General features: G+C 44.2%; 20 protein-coding genes. 4 read left to right on the top strand and 16 right to left on the bottom strand.

Annotated features, from left to right (window positions below; translation table 11 throughout):
- Positions 1–57 precede the first annotated feature (57 nt).
- The gene (locus PGY05_RS07385) at positions 58–795 is read right to left on the bottom strand and encodes a peptidylprolyl isomerase (RefSeq protein ID WP_195502340.1); all 738 of its coding nucleotides are present in this window, start codon (positions 793–795) and stop codon (positions 58–60) included.
- 176 nt (positions 796–971) lie between these two features.
- Here PGY05_RS07385 and PGY05_RS07380 point away from each other — a divergent pair, with 176 nt between their 5' ends.
- From PGY05_RS07380 to fucO, 3 genes are all read left to right on the top strand, one after another.
- Complete coding sequence (locus PGY05_RS07380; RefSeq protein WP_270475590.1) at positions 972–2,321, top strand: MATE family efflux transporter; 1,350 nt, start codon at positions 972–974, stop codon at positions 2,319–2,321.
- A 12-nt stretch (positions 2,322–2,333) separates the two neighbouring features.
- Positions 2,334–2,894 carry a TetR/AcrR family transcriptional regulator C-terminal domain-containing protein gene (locus PGY05_RS07375; protein WP_055246713.1) on the top strand — a complete coding sequence of 187 codons (561 nt, stop codon included), beginning with the start codon at positions 2,334–2,336 and terminating at the stop codon, positions 2,892–2,894.
- Between the two features lie 116 nt (positions 2,895–3,010).
- Positions 3,011–4,156, top strand: a complete 1,146-nt coding sequence (gene fucO, locus PGY05_RS07370) for a lactaldehyde reductase (RefSeq protein WP_118218149.1) — start codon at positions 3,011–3,013, stop codon at positions 4,154–4,156.
- Between the two features lie 302 nt (positions 4,157–4,458).
- On the opposite strand, the gene yihA is transcribed toward fucO, so the two are convergent.
- The 7 genes from yihA to PGY05_RS07335 form a co-directional block, all read right to left on the bottom strand.
- Positions 4,459–5,061 carry a ribosome biogenesis GTP-binding protein YihA/YsxC gene (gene yihA, locus PGY05_RS07365; protein WP_008374529.1) on the bottom strand — a complete coding sequence of 201 codons (603 nt, stop codon included), beginning with the start codon at positions 5,059–5,061 and terminating at the stop codon, positions 4,459–4,461.
- Positions 5,051–7,390, bottom strand: coding sequence for an endopeptidase La (gene lon / locus PGY05_RS07360; RefSeq protein ID WP_270475587.1), 2,340 nt, complete (start codon positions 7,388–7,390; stop codon positions 5,051–5,053). The genes yihA and lon overlap by 11 nt, the downstream gene beginning before the upstream one ends.
- 79 nt (positions 7,391–7,469) lie before the next feature.
- Positions 7,470–8,720 carry an ATP-dependent Clp protease ATP-binding subunit ClpX gene (gene clpX, locus PGY05_RS07355; protein WP_008374524.1) on the bottom strand — a complete coding sequence of 417 codons (1,251 nt, stop codon included), beginning with the start codon at positions 8,718–8,720 and terminating at the stop codon, positions 7,470–7,472.
- Between the two features lie 64 nt (positions 8,721–8,784).
- The gene (clpP, locus tag PGY05_RS07350) at positions 8,785–9,369 is read right to left on the bottom strand and encodes an ATP-dependent Clp endopeptidase proteolytic subunit ClpP (protein ID WP_008374523.1); all 585 of its coding nucleotides are present in this window, start codon (positions 9,367–9,369) and stop codon (positions 8,785–8,787) included.
- A gap of 40 nt (positions 9,370–9,409) precedes the next feature.
- Positions 9,410–10,696 (bottom strand): trigger factor, encoded by a 1,287-nt coding sequence (tig, locus tag PGY05_RS07345; protein ID WP_055246719.1) that lies wholly within the window; start codon positions 10,694–10,696, stop codon positions 9,410–9,412.
- A gap of 83 nt (positions 10,697–10,779) precedes the next feature.
- Positions 10,780–11,460, bottom strand: coding sequence for a hypothetical protein (locus tag PGY05_RS07340; RefSeq protein WP_173690277.1), 681 nt, complete (start codon positions 11,458–11,460; stop codon positions 10,780–10,782).
- Positions 11,450–12,001, bottom strand: coding sequence for a DJ-1 family glyoxalase III (locus PGY05_RS07335; RefSeq protein ID WP_195255388.1), 552 nt, complete (start codon positions 11,999–12,001; stop codon positions 11,450–11,452). Before PGY05_RS07335 ends, PGY05_RS07340 begins: the two co-directional genes overlap by 11 nt.
- A 132-nt stretch (positions 12,002–12,133) precedes the next feature.
- Here PGY05_RS07335 and PGY05_RS07330 point away from each other — a divergent pair, with 132 nt between their 5' ends.
- Positions 12,134–12,583, top strand: a complete 450-nt coding sequence (locus PGY05_RS07330; RefSeq protein ID WP_270475586.1) for a CYTH domain-containing protein — start codon at positions 12,134–12,136, stop codon at positions 12,581–12,583.
- 68 nt (positions 12,584–12,651) lie between these two features.
- On the opposite strand, the gene PGY05_RS07325 is transcribed toward PGY05_RS07330, so the two are convergent.
- From PGY05_RS07325 to PGY05_RS07290, 8 genes are all read right to left on the bottom strand, one after another.
- A complete protein-coding gene (locus tag PGY05_RS07325) occupies positions 12,652–13,860 on the bottom strand; it encodes an aspartate kinase (protein WP_008374509.1) in 1,209 nt (402 codons plus the stop codon).
- A 26-nt stretch (positions 13,861–13,886) separates the two neighbouring features.
- Complete coding sequence (locus PGY05_RS07320; protein ID WP_022220282.1) at positions 13,887–15,104, bottom strand: homoserine dehydrogenase; 1,218 nt, start codon at positions 15,102–15,104, stop codon at positions 13,887–13,889.
- A gap of 8 nt (positions 15,105–15,112) precedes the next feature.
- Positions 15,113–15,553, bottom strand: a complete 441-nt coding sequence (locus PGY05_RS07315) for an ACT domain-containing protein (RefSeq protein WP_008374505.1) — start codon at positions 15,551–15,553, stop codon at positions 15,113–15,115.
- Positions 15,546–16,656 (bottom strand): peptide chain release factor 2 gene (gene prfB, locus PGY05_RS07310; RefSeq protein WP_117556961.1). Its coding sequence is split into 2 segments (ribosomal slippage): positions 15,546–16,580 and positions 16,582–16,656, totalling 1,110 coding nucleotides; the frame shifts between segments, so codons are not numbered across the junction. Before prfB ends, PGY05_RS07315 begins: the two co-directional genes overlap by 8 nt.
- A 50-nt stretch (positions 16,657–16,706) precedes the next feature.
- Positions 16,707–19,274, bottom strand: coding sequence for a preprotein translocase subunit SecA (gene secA, locus PGY05_RS07305; protein WP_055156979.1), 2,568 nt, complete (start codon positions 19,272–19,274; stop codon positions 16,707–16,709).
- 115 nt (positions 19,275–19,389) lie between these two features.
- Positions 19,390–20,163 (bottom strand): phosphoribosylformimino-5-aminoimidazole carboxamide ribotide isomerase, encoded by a 774-nt coding sequence (gene hisA, locus PGY05_RS07300; protein ID WP_008374497.1) that lies wholly within the window; start codon positions 20,161–20,163, stop codon positions 19,390–19,392.
- Positions 20,164–20,289: 126 nt separating this feature from the next.
- On the bottom strand, positions 20,290–20,562 hold the full coding sequence (locus PGY05_RS07295) for a hypothetical protein (RefSeq protein WP_055156975.1): 273 nt from the start codon (positions 20,560–20,562) through the stop codon (positions 20,290–20,292).
- 73 nt (positions 20,563–20,635) lie between these two features.
- Positions 20,636–22,588 carry a fructose-1,6-bisphosphatase gene (locus PGY05_RS07290; protein WP_173692251.1) on the bottom strand — a complete coding sequence of 651 codons (1,953 nt, stop codon included), beginning with the start codon at positions 22,586–22,588 and terminating at the stop codon, positions 20,636–20,638.
- Between the last annotated feature and the right edge of the window lie 32 nt (positions 22,589–22,620).

Here is a 22,620-nt window from a genome sequence, read left to right as displayed (position 1 = left end):
GATAAAAATTAATCTGTCCTGCTGTTTTTTATCAATCGAATGAAATCCTGGCAAATACTATGCCATATATTTCTTCTTCAGTTCTTCCACCTTCGCGGTATAAGCCTCCTGCTGCTTTTTCTGCATGATCTCACTCTTAATCTGCTCTTTTACATCATCAAGCTTCGCATCTTCGGCTTCTTTCTTATCTTCCACTTTGATCAGATGGTATCCGAACTGTGTCTTGACCGGTCCAACCACGTGTCCGATCTCTGCTGCAAATGCGGCATCCTCGAATTCTTTGACCATCTGTCCTTTTCCAAATTCGCCAAGGTCTCCACCGTTTGCTCCTGACGGGCAGGTAGAAGATTCTTTTGCAACATCCTCAAATGCTTTTCCTCCACTTACGATGGATTCAAGAAGTTCGTTACATTTTTCTTCGGAATCAACCAGAATATGTTTTGCATGAACAGATGCTCCTTTTGCAAATCTTGCTTTGTTTGCTTCAAAATATTCTCTGATCTCTTCATCTGAAATTGTGATTTTCTCAAAAATCTTGCCGATCGCCATTTGTGCAAGGATATCTTTTCTTGCATTTTCCAGAATTGCTTTAAACTTTTCTGTCTCGTCTAACTTTTCTTCTTCACCATATTTTGCAAGTGCATAAACTGCGATCAGCTGATCGACACACTGTTTGCGGAAATCCGGATGGGATGCGTATACCTGCTGTTCTCTCGGAAGGCTTGCGATAAATGCATCTACCTCTGCTGATGTAATTTCATGTCCGCAGATTACTGCTTCAACTGTTTTTTCCATAATTTCTTTGTACTCCTTTTTTCTCGTAGTGTTTCAATTGTACCATTTCATACGGTGTTAGTCAAAGTTGGTTTTATTTCTATGAAACTTCTCTTCATCTGATATCTTTTCTTCCGACTTCATGTTATACTTCGTTTAGGTATGTTTTTTTAGTTTTTTCATTGGAGGTTATTAACATGTCAAACGAAAGTACAAAAACCAATCAGATTACCGAAGGAGTTATCTGGAAGCAATTATTGATTTTTTTCTTTCCTATTGTAGTTGGAACTTTGTTTCAACAGCTTTATAACACCGTAGATGCTGTCATCGTCGGTCGTTTTGTCGGAAAGGGCGCACTTGCCGCAGTCGGGGGATCTTCTGCCGTTCTTTCCAATCTGATCATCGGATGTTTTACGGGACTTGCAAGCGGTGCATCTGTAATTGTTTCCCAGTTTTATGGTGCAAAGGATGAGCGGAATCTGCAAAAGAGTCTGCATACCGCCTATGCTTTTTCCGCTATTCTCAGTATTGTATTTACAATACTCGGATGGGCCTTAACACCATTTTTTTTGAAGCTCATCGATACACCTGCAGATACACTTGCCGATTCTATTCTTTATCTGCGGATTTACTTTTTAGGTATTTTCGGTACCTTGATCTTTAATATAGGCTCAGCCATCATGCGCTCCATCGGTGATTCCCGCAGACCACTATATTACCTGATCGTCTGTTGTTTTCTAAACATCATCCTCGATCTGGTACTGGTAATCGTATTTGATATGGGAATTGTCGGAGCCGCTATCGCGACCATTATTTCACAGGCAGTAAGTGCAATCCTTGTTACCAATGCACTGATGAAAAAATATGATGACTGCAAGCTTTATCTGAGCAAACTGCACATAGACCTTTTGAAGCTGCGTCTGGAATTCCGCATCGGTATTCCAAGTGCACTGCAGGCATTTATGTACAGTATTACCAATATCATTATTCAGGCAGCGATCAATGGTTTCGGAACCGATACTGCCGCTGCATGGGCTTCTTTTGGTAAACTGGATGCGCTTTTCTGGACAGTCAACGGAGCATTCGGAATTGCGATCACAACCTTTGCCGGACAAAATTATGGAGCAGGTAAAAAAGAACGTATTTTCAAAAGTGTACGTATCTGCCTTGCCATGGCAGTGGCTGTGTGCGGAGGGATCGTACTGTTTTTAGCCATCTTCTGCCGCCCACTGTTCTCAATTTTTACGACAGATCAAAATGTAATCAATATCGGTATTGATATGCTGCGTTTTATGGCACCGTGCTACACTATTTATGTATTTATTGAAGTTCTCTCCGGTGCACTTCGCGGAACCGGCGATGTCCTGCTGCCGACACTGATCACACTTGGCGGCGTATGTCTGATCCGTATTCCGTGGATTATGTTTGTCTTACCGGCACACCATACCACAACCTGTGTAATGCTTAGTTATCCGATTTCCTGGATCACTACCACAGCTTTGATCATACCGTACTATTTATATAGAAAAAAACATGCTTACGATTAAGGAGAATTGAACATGGCCAAATCCGAATCTACCAAATACCGGCTCGCCGAAGCAATGAAAACCTGCATGAAGACCACTTCTGTCGATGATATCACCATCCGCCAGATTGTGGAAGTCTGCGGCGTCACACGCCAGACCTTTTACCGCAATTTTCTTGATAAATACGATCTGATCAACTGGTATTTTGACAAACTTCTTCTAAAATCATTTGAACATATGGGAGAAGGTACCACTGTTTATGACGGACTGGTCAAAAAATTTGAATATTTAAAGGAAGAGCACCTGTTTTTCGCTGCAGCATTCCGCTCTGACGATCAGAACTCTTTAAAAGAACATGATTTTGAACTGATTCTGGAATTCTATTCAAACCTTATTTTCCAGAAAACCGGAAGACGCCCGGATGCAGAAACTTCATTTCTTTTAGAGATGTACTGCCGTGGCTCGATTTACATGACTGTCAAATGGCTGCTTGGCGGAATGAAATTTCCGCCTGCGCAGCTTGCAAAACAACTGGTACTTGGCATGCCGGAAAAACTTGTGCAACTCTTCACTAATTTGCATATTTTGTCTTAAGCTTTTGTATAAATGTTACACTTTTCATATTCTGTAACTTTTTTTACCGCCTTCTTATTGTTAAAATAGTATCAGAAACAAGTGGTTTTACCATAAACGAAAAGGAGATATGTATCATGGCAAACAGAATTATGTTAAATCAGACATCTTATCACGGAGCAGGTGCAATCGCAGAGATTGCAACAGAAGCAAAAGCTCACGGTTTCAAAAAAGCTCTTGTATGTTCTGACCCGGATCTGATCAAATTCAATGTTACTTCCAAAGTAACAGATATCTTAGACAAAGAAGGACTTGCTTACGAAATCTACTCTGATATCAAAGCAAACCCGACTATCGAGAACGTACAGCACGGTGTACAGGCTTTCAAAAATTCAGGTGCTGATTACATCATCGCAATCGGCGGCGGATCTTCTATGGATACTTCCAAAGCAATCGGTATCATCATCGCAAACCCGGAATTTGAAGATGTAAGAAGCCTGGAAGGCGTAGCTCCGACAAAGAAACCTTGCGTTCCGATCATTGCCGTTCCGACAACAGCCGGTACTGCTGCAGAAGTTACGATCAACTATGTAGTAACAGATGTAGAAAAGAAACGTAAATTCGTCTGTGTAGACCCACATGATATGCCGATCATCGCTGTTGTAGACCCGGAAATGATGTCCTCTATGCCAAAAGGACTGACCGCTTCAACCGGTATGGATGCATTAACTCATGCGATCGAAGGCTACACCACAAAAGCCGCATGGGAAATGACAGATATGTTCCACTTAAAAGCAATCGAGATTATCTCCAAATCTCTCCGCGGTGCTGTTGAAAACACCAAAGAAGGAAGAGAAGGAATGGCTCTTGGACAGTACATCGCCGGAATGGGCTTCTCAAACGTAGGTCTTGGAATCGCTCACTCAATGGCTCATACCCTTGGAGCAGTCTATGACACACCACACGGTGTTGCATGTGCAATGATGCTTCCGATCGTAATGGAATACAACGCAGACTGCACCGGAGAAAAATACCGTGAAATCGCCCGCGCAATGGGAGTTGAAGGCGTAGATAATATGTCTCAGGAAGAATACAGAAAAGCAGCTGTAGATGCAGTCCGCAAACTCTCTGAAGACGTAGGAATCCCATCCAAACTCGAAGCCCTCAAAGAAGAAGATCTCCAGTTCCTCGCAGAATCTGCCCACGCCGATGCCTGCGCACCTGGAAATCCAAAAGACGCATCCGTAGAAGATCTGAAAGATCTGTTTAGAAAACTGATGTAATCAAAAATTTATATAATCTGGCAAGAAATCTAAAATGATATCCACATTCTAAAAATTGGTATCCCACTTGCTTTTCTTGCCAACCAACTAGAAAAAGCGACCCCCACAAATCCCGCCCAAAGCGGAATTTGCGGGGGTGAACTTTTCTCCCCGTATCTTAGTTGATGCAACCCACTTGAGGTATCAGCGCCCGAATCGACATACATCTTGTTTGGATGCATTGAGAAAGCTGCTCGCATTCTGCATGAACGTCGGTCCACAATCATAATCCGAAAACTGATAATGCAGTGGATTTTTCAAGGTTATTCCTCCGTTCCTTTTCCCAGGAATTCTGTGTCTACAAGATTCCAGATCTCATCCCGTCCCTGCTTTGTCTCTGCTGAGAAAGGAATCACAACAGTTCCCGGAAGCAGCTTCAGTCCGGTCTTAATTGCCTTTACCTGCTTCTGTACCTGACTTCTCTTCAGCTTATCAAGCTTTGTCGCGATAATGATCGGATTGAATCCCTGATCCACGATCCAGTCATACATCATCTTATCATTCGCAGATGGATCATGACGGATATCGATCAGAAGGAAGACGGCTCGCAGCTGTTTAGAGCCATGAAGATAACGCTCGATCAGCTTTCCCCACTGTGCCTTCTCCTGCTCGGAAACCTTTGCATAACCGTATCCCGGAAGGTCCACCAGATACATTTCTTCGTTGATATTGTAAAAGTTGATGGTCTGTGTTTTTCCAGGTTTTGCCGAAGTTCTGGCAAGCGCCTTCCGGTTCATCAGTGCATTGATCAGAGAGGATTTACCGACATTGGATTTTCCGGCAAATGCGATCTCCGGCAAGGTGTGATCCGGCAATTTACTTGTAATTCCACAGACTGTTTCCAGATTTACATTCTTAATTACCATCTTTTTTCCTCCGTGTGCGCACAAGCGCGATCTTCAGAACCTCTTCCATCTGCGATACCGGAATAATCTCCAGTCCCTTTGTGATCTCAGAAGAAAGTTCATCCACATCTTTTTTGTTCTCCCTCGGTACAAGTACCGTCCTGATTCCGGCATTCTTTGCCGCCAGGAGCTTCTCTTTCAGTCCTCCGATCGGAAGTACTCTTCCCCGCAGCGTAATCTCACCCGTCATGGCAAGATCGGCACGCACTTTCTTGTCTGTAATTGCAGAGAGCATCGCAGTCGCCATCGTAATGCCGGCTGAAGGTCCATCTTTCGGAACTGCCCCTTCCGGAATATGGATATGGATATCATGTTTTTCAAAGAAATCTTCAGCAACCTTATATTTACTGCTGATTGACCGGATATAACTGATTCCTGCCTGCGCAGATTCTTTCATCACATCGCCAAGCTGTCCCGTCAGAATGATCTCACCCTTTCCTGGCATTACATTCACTTCAATCTGCAGGGTATCTCCTCCTACACTGGTCCATGCCAGACCACGGACGATTCCCACCTCATCCTCTGCATTTGCCATCTGATAGGTGTACTTTTCTTTTCCAAGATACTTTTCAATATTCCGCTCTGTTACCTGAACTCTCTTTTTATCATGTTCATAGATCTCTCTGGCAGCCTTCCTGCAGATATTACCGATTTCACGCTCCATCTGACGCACACCGGCTTCCTTGGTGTAGTTCTGCGCAATTTTCCAGATCACGCCCTTACTGATCGTAAGCTGTTCTTTTGTTAGTCCATGTCTTTCCAACTGCTTTGGAATCAAATGTTCTGTCGCAATATGCAGCTTTTCATTCTCCGTATAACTGCTGACCTCAATTACTTCCATACGGTCAAGAAGTGGCCGGGGGATTGTCTGCAGCGAGTTAGCCGTCGTTACAAATGTCACCTCAGACAGATCGACCGGGACTTCCAGATAATGATCACGGAAACGGTTGTTCTGTTCACTGTCCAACACCTCCAGAAGCGCAGAAAAAGTATCTCCCTTATAGTCTGTGCTGACTTTATCAATCTCATCCAGAAGGAGCAGCGGGTTCTTTACCCCGGCGCTCTTAATACCGTTTGCGATCCGTCCCGGCATTGCACCAACATAAGTTTTTCTGTGTCCACGGATTTCAGCCTCATCACGGACACCGCCAAGAGAAATTCTCACATACGGTTTTTTCAGTGCTTTTGCAAGTGATCTTGCAATGGATGTCTTTCCAGTTCCCGGAGGACCTACCAGACACAGGATCGGGCTGTCACCCTTTTTCGTAAGAGCACGTACTGCCAGAAACTCCAGCACACGCTCTTTCACCTCTTCCAGTCCGTAATGTTCTGCTTCCAGAAGCTCTTTCGCATATGCAATGTCTGTAAAATCCTCAGCCCGCTTATTCCATGGCATTTCCAGCATGGTTTCAATATATGTACGGATCACGCCCGCTTCTGCCGGACTCTGCATGGAATTTTTAAATCTGCTGATCTCTTTTTTCAGCTTTTCTTTTACCTCATCCGGTGCATCCAGCGCTTCTGCCTTCTGTGCAAATTCCTCCGCATCGGAAATTGTAGTATCCTCACCAAGCTCTTCTCGGATCAGCTTCAACTGTTCGCGCAGGATATATTCTCTCTGATGCTTATCCACACGCTCTTTCACCTTCATCTGGATCTCATCGCGGATGTTCATGATCTGCATCTCATTGACCAACTTAAAGGAAATAAGCTCATAACGTCTGTCAAAATCAAGTTCTTCCAGGATTTCCTGCAATTCCCGGTAATCCAGAGGCATATTCGCTGCCACCTGATTCACCATCTTTTTCAATTCCGTGATCTCTTTGATCTGGTTTACCATATCTTTTGTAATCTTCGGCATTCTCGCCGCATAATCCAGATACAGATCCCGAAGTCCCCGCATCATCGCTTCCCGGTTGATCTCACCTGCAATATCCGGATCACTCTCTTCCGGAATCGTAATATTTGCCCGAAGATACGGATCTGCAAATTCTATTGTATTTAAAACCGCCCGTTCTTCTGCTGATACAAGCACCCGCAGAATCTGCTTTGGCAGTTTGATGATCTGTTTTACTGTCGCAACTGTTCCCACACGGTAGAGATCTGCTTCTCCCGGATTTTCCACTTCCACATCTTTCTGTGTCAGCAAAAAAATCTTCTGGTCGCTTGCCATCGCTTCCTGAACCGCTTCAATCGAGCGTTCCCGGCTGAGGTCAAAATGTGCCACCATCTCCGGCAGAATTGTCATTCCCCGCAGGGCAACCATTGGCAGACTTTCTGTTCTGTTCATATAGTTTTTTCTCCTGTTAAATAAAAATGGATGCTTCTGGTCTTAACCGTCAGCACCCATTTCCATACGTCTGATTTTCTTATGCACTTTCCGGTCTTGCTTCAATCTTTTCTGTACTCGGTGCTTTCTCCCCAAGTACTGCCTCTTTTGTCACAAGACAGTATTTCAGATTCTCATCAGACGGTGCTTTATACATGATATCCATCATTACATTTTCCATGATCGCACGGAGTCCTCTGGCTCCTGTCTTACGCTTCAGGGAAGTCTCAGCAATCGCCTCCAGCGCCTCTTTGTCGAATTCCAGTTCCACATCATCCAGCTCCAGAAGCTTCTGGTACTGTTTTACAATCGCATTCTTTGGTTCCGTCAGAATGCGGATCAGATCTTCCTTATCCAGAAGTTCCAGGGATACAGTTACCGGCACACGTCCTACAAGTTCCGGGATCAGTCCGAACTTCACAAGATCCTGTGGAAGGATCTGCTGCAGAAGCCGGTCGATATCTTCCTCATGCCGCTGCGCGATCTGTGCCTCAAATCCAATGGATTTCTTATCTATTCTGTTCTCTATGATCTTATCTATTCCCTCAAACGCTCCACCGCAGATAAATAAAATATTGGTGGTATCAATCTGGATCATCTCCTGCTGCGGATGCTTACGTCCACCCTGTGGCGGTACATTTGCGATTGTACCTTCCAGGATCTTCAGAAGTGCCTGCTGAACACCTTCTCCTGATACATCACGGGTAATCGACGGATTCTCAGATTTTCTTGTGATTTTGTCAATCTCATCGATATAAATGATTCCGTGCTCTGCACGTTCAATATCACCATCTGCTGCCTGAATGATCTTAAGGAGAATATTCTCTACATCTTCTCCGACATATCCTGCTTCTGTAAGCGCAGTTGCATCTGCAATTGCAAACGGTACATTCAGAATTTTTGCGAGAGACTGTGCCAGAAAAGTCTTACCGCATCCTGTCGGTCCTACCATCAGAATGTTACTCTTCTGAAGCTCCACGCCCAGATCTTTTTCTGCCATAATACGCTTATAGTGATTATATACCGCAACAGAAAGTACTTTCTTTGCTTCGTCCTGTCCGATCACATAATCATCCAGAAATGCCTTGATTTCTTCCGGTTTCAGAAGATTGATATCATCATATGCATTTTCTTCTTCATAACCAAGTTCATCTTCAATGATCTCAGTACATACATCCACACACTGGTCGCAGATAAACACCCCATTTGGTCCGGCGATCATCTTGCGTACCTGACTCTGTGGTTTATTGCAAAAAGAACATCTTACGATTTCTTCATATTTTCCTGCCATATTCTTACCTCGCACTTTTTTACACGTAAAGGGAATGTCCCAATAAGGACATTCCCTTTTCCCGTTAACGGCTTGTAATAACCTTATCAATCAATCCATATGCCAAAGCTTCTTCGGCAGTCTTCCAGTTATCTCTTTCCGTATCTGCACAAATTGTCTCATAACTCTGACCTGTATTTGCAGCCATCAATCTGTTCATTCTTTCTCTGATCTTCAGAATATGCTGTGCATTGATCTCAATCTCGGTTGCCTGACCCTGTGCACCGCCTGAAGGCTGGTGAATCATGATCTCTGCATTCGGAAGGGCATATCTCTTTCCCTTTGCTCCGCCTGCGAGAAGGAAGGCTCCCATACTTGCAGCCATTCCCATACACATCGTAGAGACGTCACATTTGATGTAATTCATAGTGTCGTAGATCGACATACCTGCTGAAATTGATCCGCCAGGACTGTTAATATAAAACTGGATATCCTTTTCCGGATCTTCTGCTTCCAGAAACAGCAGCTGCGCTACGATCAGGCTCGCTGATGCATCATTCACTTCGGTATCCAGGAAAATGATTCTGTCTTTTAAAAGTCTTGAATAAATGTCGTAAGAGCGTTCTCCACGGCTTGTCTGTTCAACGACATAAGGTACTAAACTACTCATGTAACACTCCTCCTGCTATATTAAAGTATGAAACAGATACTTATTTTTCTACGGCATTGTCAACTACAAATGTAATTGCTTCCTGAACTGCCATATCCTGCTTCATCTGTTCTTTTTCTTTGTCGCCCATAAAGCTCTTAAGCTTGTCAGCTTCCATCTGGTAAGCTTCTGCCATCTTAGCGATCTCTTCGTCTAATTTTTCATCTGTGATTTCGATGTTTTCTGCTTTTGCAATTGCTTCAAGAACAAGTCTTGTCTTGATTCTCTTCTCAGCCTGCGGACGAAGTTCATCCATCATCTTGTCAGCTGTCATGCCTGTGAACTGCATATACTGATCAAGAGTCAGTCCCTGCTGCTGCATTCTCTGAGCGAATTCATCAAGCATCTGTCTTGCCTGTGTATCAACCATAGCTTCCGGAAGATCCATCTTAGCTGATTCGATGATCGCATCTACAGCTGCATCTTCCTGTGCTCTCTTGCCATCGTTTACTTTCTGCTCTTTGATCTTAGCTTTGATATCAGCTTTTAATTCATCAAGAGTATCGAATTCTGATACTTCTGAAGCAAATTCATCATCAAGCTCCGGAAGTTCTTTTGCTTTGATCTCATGAACTGTGCATTTGAATACAGCTTCTTTTCCTTTGAGGTCTTCTGCATGGTAATCTTCCGGGAATGTAACCTTAACTTCAACTTCTTTTTCCGGTTCTGCACCGATCAGCTGTTCTTCAAATCCTGGAATGAAAGATCCTGAACCGATTGTCAGCGGATAGTTTTCTCCTTTTCCACCTTCAAAAGCTTCTCCGTCTACAAATCCTTCAAAATCAAGGACAACTTCATCTTTATCCTGTACCGGACGTCCTTCTACTGTGATTGTTCTTGCGTTCTTAAGCTGTTCTTCCTCAAGCTTAGCGTCGATTTCTTTCTGTGTTACGCGGTTAGAATATTTCGGAACTTCGATTCCTTTGTATTCGCCAAGTTCTACTTCCGGCTTTGTAGCTACTTCAGCTGTGAAGATGAACGGTTTTCCTTTTTCGATCTGTGTTACATCGATCTTCGGCTGAGATACGATCTCAAGTCCGCTTTCATCGTATGCTTTTGAATATGCTTCCGGAATCAGAGCGTTTGCTGCATCATCATAGAAGATTTCCGGTCCGTACATCTTTTCGATGAGCTGGCGCGGAACTTTTCCTTTACGGAATCCAGGAACATTAATTCTGCTTTTCTGTTTCTGGTATGCTTTCTGAAGTGCTCCTTCTAATTCTTCTGCTGAAACTTCGATTGTGAGTTTCGCCATATTGTGTTCTAACTGTTCAACTTGTAAACTCATTACCATTTCCTCCTAAATTTACATATGCAAAAAGTCGACAGACTTATCTACATTACAATCATTTTACAAGTATAGCACAACTTCTACAGTTTATCAAGCTCTAAAATTCGTTCTATAAAGCCATTTAATTCCTCATCACCGAGCGACCAGGTATTCCGCCCTTTTTGCGTCACGGTAAAGGTATACTCCTGCTTCTCTCCATACTGCATATCAAGATAAGAACTTCTTAAAAGACTGTATGCACCGGTCATGTAATCCAGCACCATTGCCTCTTTGATTTCTTCATCTGTTCCGCTGTACTTTCCTGCATCTTTGTCTGCCTGGATCTTCTCGGACTCTTCCTTCAGCTTCGGCATGAAGCGGGTAAATACATCCACCGGCTGGTACTTTACCGTCACCTCACAGGTCTTACTCCCCGTCTTTTTTACACCACTTACCTGATAACGGACAGAACTAAAGATCTCTTTGATCAATACACCATATGTCTCAGAAAAGTCATTTTCCGTCTCCACACCATTTAGCAGACAGTCCTGGACAAAAGCATTGATCCCGTTCTCATAGACCTTTTTCAGATCACTGTCTGATGCTCCGAGGATTTCTTTTGCTTCCTGGGTTTGTCCCTGAAAAGTCAGATCCAGGTTCGCCTGCACATATTTTTCCGCCTTTCCTTCATTGATCCCACATCCGGCAAGCAGTGTAGTCAAAAGCAGCATTGCCAGAAACACACTGCCTGCTTTTTTCTTTTTCCAGAAACTACCGTTCATAGACTACCTGCTTTGAAATGGTATCTGCGCTTTCTTTATCCCGCAGCTCGCTGATCAGCGCAAGTGCAAAATCGATCGCGGTTCCAAGTCCCCGGCTGGTTGTGATATGTCCATCTGTCACTGCCGGCTGACAGGTAACTTCCGCTCCGGTAAGTCCTTCTTCCATTCCCGGATAGCAGATTGCCTTCTTTCCTTTCAGGATTCCCATTCCGCCAAATACGGTCGGTGCCGCACAGATTGCAGCCAGATATTTTTTTTCTTCATTATGTTTTAGGATCAGCTCTTCAAGACCTTTGTGTTCTTTTAAATGGATTGTTCCCGGCATCCCCCCCGGAAGCACCAGCATCTTCACCTCTGAAAAATCTGTATTTTCAAACAAGCTGTCTGCTTTTACTATAATTCCGTGTGCCCCCTGGATCTCTTCCTGTCCCATGATGGAAACGGTTCTGGTCTCGATCCCGGCTCTTCTTAAAAGATCAACGACCGTAAGACCTTCAATTTCTTCAAATCCATCTGCAAGAAATACACATACTTCACTCATAATCTTGTCCATCCTTTCTTTTTCCTGATGTTCCCCATTGTAACAGAAGCCTGCAAAAATGGCAACTTTCTGCCTTGTCTCCCCCGAAAAACTCCGCTATACTGTTAATGAATGTATAAGGAGGGCTTTCCCATGGAAATTGAACGCAAATATCTGATTCATAAGCTTCCGGATCACCTTGAAGCTTATCCGCACCGCACACTTGAACAGGCTTATCTATGCATCGAACCGGTTGTCCGTGTCCGCAGGGATGCTGCTGACTACATCCTGACCTACAAATCCAAAGGTCTGATGATGCGTGAAGAACATAATCTTCCTCTTACCGAGGAAGCCTACTGCCATCTGCGCGAAAAGGCAGACGGGCGCATTATCACAAAAGAACGCTACTGCATCCCTTACGGAGATCATCTCACGATCGAGCTTGATGTCTTCGCCGGTGATCTCGCCCCGCTTCTCCTTGCCGAAGTCGAATTCTCTTCCGAAGAAGAGGCAAATTCCTTTACCCCGCCGGACTGGTTTGGTGAGGATGTCACCTTTTCCAGCAAATATCATAACAGTACACTGAGTCAGAAAAAGGATTGAGAAATTTCCCAATCCTTTTTTCTTTCGCAAATGCGCCATCCGGTACATTTGCAACCACATTCTTTTTATTAGTCTTCCAGACCAAATCCGTCATGGATTGCAACCAGTGCACGGTCTGCATCTTTTTCATCGATCAGAACCGTGATACGGATCTCTGATGTAGAAATCATATTGATATTGATATTGGAATTGCTAAGTGATTCAAACATGGTCGCAGCAACACCCGGATTGCTGAGCATTCCAGCTCCTACGATCGATACCTTTGCAACTTTTTCGTTATAATTCATCTCTTTGATCGTAAGGGCTTCTTTTCTGGCTTCCATAACTTCCATTGCCTCTTTAAGATCATCCTGTGATACAGTAAACGTAATGTCTTTTGTTCCATCACGTCCAACTGACTGCAGAATAATATCTACGTTAATATTATGCTTTGCAAGTGTATTAAAAATCTTAAATGCAGTACCTGGTTTGTCTTCTACACCCATTACTGAAATTCTCGCTGTATTTTTATCTGCCGCAACGCCGGTAATTAACATTTTTTCCACCTTTGCTACCTCCTTGACCAGGGTTCCTTCTTCTGTGTTCAGGCTGGAACGTACAACCAGCTCAACCCCGTATTTTTTCGCCATCTCTACAGAACGATTATGTAAAACCTTTGCCCCTGATGTTGCAAGCTCCAGCATCTCATCGTAGGTGATCTCTTCGATTTTGCGTGCATTCGGTACCACTCTCGGGTCTGCAGTGTAAACACCGTCTACGTCTGTATAAATCTCGCATTTGTCTGCATGCATTGCAGCCGCAAGTGCCACAGCTGTCGTATCGGATCCACCTCTTCCAAGTGTGGTATAGTCTCCATAATGGTTGACTCCCTGGAATCCGGTTACGATCACGACCTTACGGTTCTCCAGTTCATGGGTGATACGGTCTGTATCCACTCTTTTAAATCTTGCATTTCCGTTCCGCGCCGTAGAATGCATCTTTACCTGGAATGCATTCAGCGAGATTGCCGGAACATTCAAAAACTGAAGTGCCATTGCCATCAGTGCCACAGATACCTGCTCTCCCGTGGTAAGGAGCATATCAAGTTCTCGTTTTGATGGATACGGATTGATCTCGGCTGCCTTCTCAAGCAGTTCATCTGTTGTATCTCCCATTGCAGAGAGAACAACGATCACATCATTCCCCATCTGATACTCTTCTGCGCAGCGTCTTGCCACATTAAAGATCCTCTCTTTATCTGCAACTGAACTGCCGCCAAATTTCTTAACTACCAGCATAATTTCCTCCTACAATTCCTGCACTTTTATACTTCTTCTTGTACTCTTATCATATGCAGAATTTCCGGATAAGCTTTTGCTTTTTCCTCATATTCTCCCTCGGTCATCACCGGTGTGACAAAACCAAATTCTCCATTGACCCCTGCCTCTACAAATCTTACTTCACCAAAATCATTGCCGATTCGTTCTTTGAACGCATCCTCATTTCCAAGGATTCTCACCAGGAACTTCTTGCTGGTCTTGCTTCTGTCTTCCAATGTAAGCTTTTCTTCGCTCCAGAAATTCATGATATCTCTGCCCTGATTCTGTACAACTGCCACAATGTCAGCCACAACCGCACTTGCAGTCGGAAGCTTTCCTGCCCCACTTCCGTAGAACATCGCATCTCCCAGCATATTCCCCTTTACAAATACGGCATTAAATACACCATTCACACTGTAAAGCGGATGTTCTGCATGAAGAAGCACCGGTGCAACTCCCGCATAAAGAGTTCCGTCCACATGCTTACATTCAGCAAGAAGTTTGATATTCATTCCCAGAGCCTTTGCATACTGCATATCTTCTGTTGTGATCTTTGTAATACCTTCGGTATAAATTTCTTCAAAATCCACATATTTTCCTGAGATGATCGATGCAAGGATCGCGATCTTCCGGCATGCATCCTGTCCTTCCACATCAGCAGTCGGATCTGCCTCTGCAAATCCATTCTTCTGTGCTTCACGGAGAACCTCTTCATAGTTCGCTCCCTCGTAGAACATCCTGGTCATCATGTAATTGGTTGTTCCGTTCAGGATTCCCGCGATTTCTTCGATCTCATCACCTGTCAGGGATGATCCAAGTGCCCGGAGGATTGGAATCCCCCCTCCCACACTTGCTTCAAAAAGGAAATTCACATTCTTTTCCCGTGCTGTTTTAAGGAGTGCGGATCCATGCTTGGCAACCAACGCCTTATTGGATGTCACAACACTTTTTCCTGCTTCCAGTGCTTTTCTGACAAAGGTATTCGCCGGTTCCACACCGCCCATCACTTCTACTACAATTCCAATCTCCGGATCATTCAGGATAATCTCATAATCATGAACAATCTTTTCCTGGATCTTATCTCCCGGGAAATTTCTCAGATCCAGCACATATTTTACTTCAATTTCTTCTTTTGCCCGTGACGCGATCAGCTTCTGATTTACATCCAGAACCTCTACCACACCAGAACCTACGGTACCATAACCCAATACTGCAATCTTCATCTTTTTGTCTACTCCCTGCCTACGATTTTCAAATAATGCACACCTGAATGCTGTTCAATCTCTTCCACCATCTCCGACAGATTCTTCGTTGTCTGCAACACCTCCACACTGAGCGTCAGTGTTGCCACCCCGTTGATCGGAATACTCTGGTGAATAGTCAGGATATTCGCCTGATACCTTGCCACCGCGTTTAAAAGCTCTGCCATAACCCCCGGTGTATCATCAAGCTGAATAACCATCGTAACAGTCCTTCCTTTTTCATTTTCGTGAAATGGGAAAATATCATCCTTATATTTATAGAAAGAACTTCTGCTGATACCGATCTCTTCTGTCGCTTCCTGAATAGTCATTCCACGTCTGGTTGCGAGCAGTCTCTTTGTCTCGACAACCTTTATGAGCACCTCCGGCACTGCTTTTTTCTTTACCACATAGTACTTTGTATTATCCATTGTTACTCCTCTGTTTCAGATAAGCATTGATAAATGGATCCAGCTCCCCATCCAGAACTGCACTTACATTTCCGGTCTCTTCACCGGTACGGTGATCCTTGACCAGATTGTAAGGATGTAAAATATAGGATCGGATCTGGCTTCCAAAATTGATATCCTGAACTTCCCCCCGGATGCCGGATACCTTTTCTTCCTGCTCCTGCTTTTTCAAAAGATACAGCTTGGCTTTCAACATCTGCATCGCTTTGTCCTTATTAAAAAGCTGCGAACGTTCATTCTGGCACTGCACTACGATTCCTGTCGGAAGATGCGTGATCCGCACTGCAGACGAAGTCTTGTTGATATGCTGTCCTCCGGCTCCGCTCGAACGGTAGGTATCGATCCGCAGGTCGTCGTCATTCAGCTCAATGTCAATATCATCTTCAATATCCGGTATCACATCACAGGATGCAAAAGATGTCTGCCTCTTGCCTGCTGAATTAAACGGAGAAATACGCACCAGACGGTGCACTCCCTTTTCTGACTGAAAATAGCCATATGCATTATCTCCCGTTACTTCAAACGTGATTCCTTTCAGTCCGGTAATATCTCCGTCCTGATAGTCCAGCACGGTTATCTGAAATCCTTTTGACTGTGCATATCTTGTATACATACGATACAGCATATTTGCCCAGTCACAGCTGTCTGTTCCTCCGGCTCCTGCATGCAGTGTCACGATTGCATTGCAGGAATCATATTCTCCCGAAAGAAGCGTCCGGATCCTGAGATCTTCAAATTCTTTTTCAAATTTAGCGATCTCACGCTGGATCTCTTTGATCATCTCCCGGTCTTCTTCCTCTTCCGTAAGTTCAATCAGTGCATTGATATCTTCATATGAACTTTCCAGATCCCGGACCTCCTTCACACAGTCCTGCATTTTCCGGAGTTCCTTCATGATCCTCTGCGAAAGCTCTGTCTTGTCCCAGAACCCCGGTTCTTCTATCTTTCTTTCCAGCTCTTCAATCCGTTTTTCTTTGCCTGCCAGGTCAAAGTGAATCCCTCATTTCCTTCAGGGGTTCTTCATACGCATTTAATGTCTGCTTAAATCCGTCTAATTCAACCACTGTATCACCTCAAATCTCATAAAATTATATAAAAATCCAAACAGTCGTATTTATTTTCTTCCACAGCACTGTTTGTATTTCTTGCCGCTTCCACACGGGCATGGATCATTTGGATATATCTTTTTCTCGGCACGTACCTTTGGACCCTTTGCAACACTGTCATCTTTATTGGTACCGGTTACCTTTGCAACCTGTTCTCTTTCAACCTTCTGTTCTACATTAACATGGAAGAGAAGTCTGACTGTATCCACTTCGATTGCACGTGTCATTTCACCGAACATATCATATCCGATCATCTTGTATTCAACCAGAGGATCTCTCTGTCCGTAAGCCTGCAGACCGATTCCCTGACGTAACTGATCCATATCATCAATGTGATCCATCCATTTTGCATCGATCACACGCAGAAGGAACACACGCTCCACCTCACGCAGATGCTCTGCTTCCGGGAACTGTGCTTCTTTTTCTTCGTATGCTTTTGCAGCACGTTCTTTCAGGAGATGCTTGATCTCTTTTGGCTCTTTATCCTTTGCATCCTCCTCCGTAACCGGCGGAAGCGTTGGAATCACATCCAGAAGTTCACGGTTCATTGCTCCAAGATCCCATTCTTCAAAATCCTGTTCCTCAGAAAGATTGGCATCGACAGTATTTTCCACAAAGTCTGTGATCATATGGAAGATAGAATCTCTCATATTCTCACCGTCAAGGACTCTGCGTCTTTCATCGTAGATGATCTCTCTCTGTTCATTCATTACCTGGTCATATTCAAGCAGGTTCTTACGAATACCAAAGTTATTGCTCTCAATCTTCTTCTGAGCCTTCTCAATCGCACTTGAAAGCATCTTGTGCTCGATCTGTTCTCCTTCTTCTACTCCAAGCTTGGTAAATACATCCATCAGTCTCTCGGAACCGAACAGACGCATCAGGTCATCCTCCAGAGAAATATAGAATCTGGATTCTCCCGGATCGCCCTGACGTCCGGCACGTCCACGCAACTGGTTGTCAATACGACGGGATTCATGACGTTCTGTACCGATGATCTTCAGTCCGCCGGCTGCTCTTGATTCTTCATCAAGCTTGATATCCGTACCACGGCCTGCCATGTTGGTTGCGATCGTAACAGCCCCATGCTGTCCTGCCTGTGCAACGATCTCAGCCTCCAGTTCATGGAACTTGGCATTCAGTACATTATGTTTTACGCCGCGTTTACTGAGCATCTTACTGAGGAGCTCGGAAGTTTCGATCGTGATCGTACCAACCAGAACCGGCTGTTCTTTTTCATGCGCTTCACAGATTGCATCAATAACCGCGTTAAATTTCTCTTTCTTTGATTTGTAAACGGCATCCTCCAGGTCAATTCTCTGTACCGGAACATTCGTCGGAATCTCAATAACGTCCATTCCGTAAATATCACGGAACTCCTGTTCCTCTGTGAGGGCTGTACCTGTCATACCGGATTTCTTCTCATATTTATTAAACAAATTCTGGAATGTAATGGTAGCCAGAGTCTTGCTTTCTCTCTTGACCTTTACATGCTCTTTTGCTTCGATTGCCTGATGAAGTCCGTCAGAATAACGGCGTCCCGGCATGATACGTCCGGTAAATTCATCAACGATCAGGACCTCATCATCTTTTACTACATAATCCTGGTCACGGAACATCAGATTATGTGCACGCAGTGCCAGAATGATGTTGTGCTGGATCTCCAGGTTCTCCGGGTCAGCAAGGTTCTCAATATGGAAGAACTTCTCAACCTTCTTCACACCCTCTTCGGTCAGGTTGATATTCTTTTCTTTTTCATTGACAATGAAGTCTCCGGTCTCTTCGATCTCTTCTCCCATAATGGCGTTCATCTTAGAGAATTCCCCGCTTGCTTCACCTCTCTCCAGCTGTCTTGCCAGAACATCACATGCTTCGTAAAGTCTGGTTGACTTTCCACTCTGTCCGGAAATGATAAGCGGTGTTCTCGCTTCATCGATCAGAACTGAGTCAACCTCATCGATAAGTGCATATTTCATACCGCGCTGTACCAGCTGTTCTTTGTAGATAACCATGTTATCACGGAGGTAATCGAAACCAAGTTCATTATTCGTCACATAAGTGATATCGCAATTATACGCTGCACGTCGTTCATCATTATCCATCTGGTTCAGAACAACTCCAACAGTCAGTCCCAGGAATTCATGAACCTTTCCCATCCACTCAGCATCACGCTTTGCCAGATAGTCGTTGACTGTTACAATATGCACCCCTTCTCCGGTCAGTGCATTTAAGTATGCCGGCAGTGTAGATACAAGTGTTTTACCTTCACCGGTCTTCATCTCGGCAATACGGCCCTGATGCAGGATGATACCCCCGATCATCTGTACACGGTAGTGGCGCATTCCAAGTACACGGACAGCTGCCTCTCTTACAACAGCAAACGCTTCCGGAAGAAGATCGTCCAGTGTCTCTCCTTTTGCAAGCCTCTCCTTGAATTCTTTCGTCTTTTCTTTCAATTCCTCATCGGAGAGCTTCTGCATCTCCGGCTCCAGCGCATCAATATGATCCACGATCGGGTAGATTCGCTTCAATTCATGTTCGCTGTGCGTTCCAAATATCTTTTCAATAATTCCCATTTTATTAAGCTCCTTATATTCCTTGCTTATCACTTCTGTCTGAAGTGTTTTGCTTTTTTCCGCTATAGATAGACAGTATCCATTGTAGCACCATTTCTTTTATTCTTCAATCAGTTTATTTCACCGGTTCTGTCAGCTCGGCATACGGAATCTTACCGCCAAAAAGATCCAGTGCACTGCCGATCGTATAGTCCAGCTTTTCCCCGCTGATCCGTGCAAACTCCCGCAGATCCTCCATGCTTCCAATTCCACCGGCATAGGTGATCGGAAGTCCGTTCCACGCCGCAAGCATCCTGACCAGATCCTCCTCTGTACCAGATGCTTTTCCTTCTACATCAACCCCGTGAACCAGAAATTCATCACACCATCCGGACAGCTCTTCCAGGACCTCCGGTATCAGTCTGAGCTCGGTAAATGTCTGCCATCTGTTGGTTACAATATAATAACTGTTCTCGCGTCTCCGGCAGCTGAGATCCAGTACCAGATGCTCTTTCCCTACTGCCTTTTTCAGCCGGTCCAGCCGGTCATACCGCACTTGTCCATTCTGAAATACATAGGATGTAACGATCACATGACTTGCCCCTTCCTCCAGATACTCTGCAGCATTTTCTGCAGTAATTCCTCCGCCGATCTGCATTCCGCCCGGATAGGCATGTAGTGCTTTCAGTGCCTGTGCCTTTGTCGCATCATAGTATTCCGATGCCGGCGGATTCAGCAAAATAATGTGTCCTCCGGTAAGTCCATCTTTCTTATACATTGTCGCATAATAATCTGCATCCTGTCTGGATATGTAATTTTCTACCGCTGCATTTCCCGCATCTTTCAGGCTGCCACCCACAATCTGCTTGACTGCACCATTATGAATATCTATACATGGTCGAAATTTCATGAAGTCCTCCGCTTTTTCTGTTGATCTCGTCTTTACATACCGTCATATTGTATCACACCCACGGACATTTTACTACCTTTTGTCTGTAAAAAAGGCAAGACTTTTCCGCAAAGTCTTGCCTTTTCCCTATTCCTGACCATCTATTGTATGATTATCATTTACATTCCGGTCCTCTGTCCTGTTTCTGGTCATATCATCGACTCCGTCTTCCACATCATCTACTGCATCCTCAACACCATCTCCGATATCGTTTGTGACATCATTTACCGTTCCATTCTGATTCGTCCCACCGGTATTCGTATCCGGATTTGCAGCGTTATCACCATTTCCACACGCCGTAATTCCTCCCATCAGCATCACACAGGTAAAAACCAGAACCATTCTTCTTAGATATTGCATGTTGTAATTCTCCTTTTTCTGTAAAATACTTGTACTATTACTATCCGCAGAAAAAGGATTTTTATACTTATTTTTAAATTTTTTCGATGATCTGACCACTTCTGTAAGCATCCAGCAATGCCTCCAGATCCGCGATCCGTTCCTTCAGTACTTTTCCAACATCAGTATCTCCTACCGTCTTGCGTTCGAGTGTCCGTTTTACGATCACACTGTCCGAATGAATATCTCTTTCTTTTTCAATAGCTGCCTCCGTCGATTCAAACGGATCATGCGCCGCAAGGATCAGTCCATAGGAATTATAGATCAGCGTGTATCCTGCAATTCCGGTTTCTTTCTGGTACGCTTTTGAAAATCCGCCATCAATTACAAGCACTTTTCCACCACATTTAACCGGATTCTCTCCATTTTTCGTTTTCACCGGAACATGTCCGTTGATGATATGGGAAATTTCTCTGTCCAGGCCAAATTCATCCAGAATTCCGTTCATCACATTTTCATCTTCAAGAAGAAGATAATACGCATTCTTTTTCTCTTTCCACAGCTCCTTTTCTGCAAGGAAATAACGCTCAAAGGTCGCCATTTTATCTTTGCCGAAAAGAGGAGAATTCGCACCCTGCCAGATATACCACATCAGGTCACGCCCTTTTTTCTTTTCATCCGGATCTACCGCAAAAAATCCTTTTCTCACATAGGACTCCATCACATCATAAAGTGTCCTTCCCTGATAGCTTTTACCGTATATCTTTACCTTTCTGAGTGATCCGTCATCATTCAGTGGAACACAGCCGTGATACAGCAGATTGGAATTGTAAATCTTGTAAAGACTTCCTTTGTTCAAAAGAAAACGCATATGCCGCTGCAATTTTTCACAGCTCTGGAACGCTTTCACCAGGCGGTTCATGATCTCTTCTTCTTCAGCTGAAAGCTGATATGGATTCTTCGGATCTATGGTCGGAAAATAATCATCCAGAAGCTGATAGATTTTTCCTCCTATCGTTATAGTCCCTTCCTCGTAGTTGATCTTATCCAGAAAGTTTCTTCTCTGGAAACCAAATTCCGGATAAAGCTCTGCTGCCTGTCCTTCTACTTTGAACTGGATAACAGAAATTGCCTTGTGCATTTTCATATTCAGTTCCATCTCCTGTGGTTTGCAGTTGTCCTGCCCTTTTAATAAAAAGCATTCACAGGGATCTTTTGCATACTGTTTCCATGCGAAAGTTGCAAGCGGAAGCAGATTGATCCCATATCCATCCTCCAGAATATCCAGATTCCCATAGCGGGCACAGATACGGATTACATTCGCAATACAGCATTTCTGCCCCGCTGCCGCTCCCATCCACAGGATATCATGATTCCCCCACTGGATGTCCACCGAATGATACTCCATCAGCTTGTCCATGATCAGATGCGGTCCCGGACCTCTGTCGTAAATATCACCGACAATATGCAGGTGATCCACAACCAGACGCTGGATCAGTTCACATAAGGCTACAATAAATTCCTCCGCTCTTCCGATCTGGATAATTGTACTGATGATCGAATTATAATATGATTCCTTATCTGTCATTCCTGACTTTTCTGTGATCAGTTCCTCGATCACATATGCAAAATCCTTCGGGAGTGCTTTTCTGACCTTCGATCTGGTATATTTGCTCGCCGAACGTTTTGCTACCTCGATCAGACGGTACAGCATGATCTTGTACCAGTCATCCATATTCTGTTCTTCTTCCCGGATCCGCTCCATCTTCTCCCGCGGATAGTAGATCAAGGTTGCCAGCGTCTGCTTGTCCCGACTGCTCATTGTGTTTGCAAATACATCATCGACCTTGCGCTTTACCGAACCCGATCCGTTCTTCAGCACATGTGCAAACGCTTCATATTCTCCGTGAATATCCGTCAGAAAATGTTCCGTTCCTTTTGGAAGATTCACGATTGCCTGTAAATTAATAATTTCTGTGGACGCAGCTGCGATTGATGGAAATAATTCCGACAGCCCTTCCAGATATTTCTCCTCTAATGCTTTCATAACTTCCTCCCTCTTGTATAAAAGCTTTTTCT

Source organism: Coprococcus sp. AF51-11b1 (assembly GCF_027682785.1).
Taxonomy (GTDB): Bacteria; Bacillota; Clostridia; order Lachnospirales; family Lachnospiraceae; genus Allocoprococcus; species Allocoprococcus comes.
This window is presented reverse-complemented; position numbering and strand designations above follow the sequence as displayed.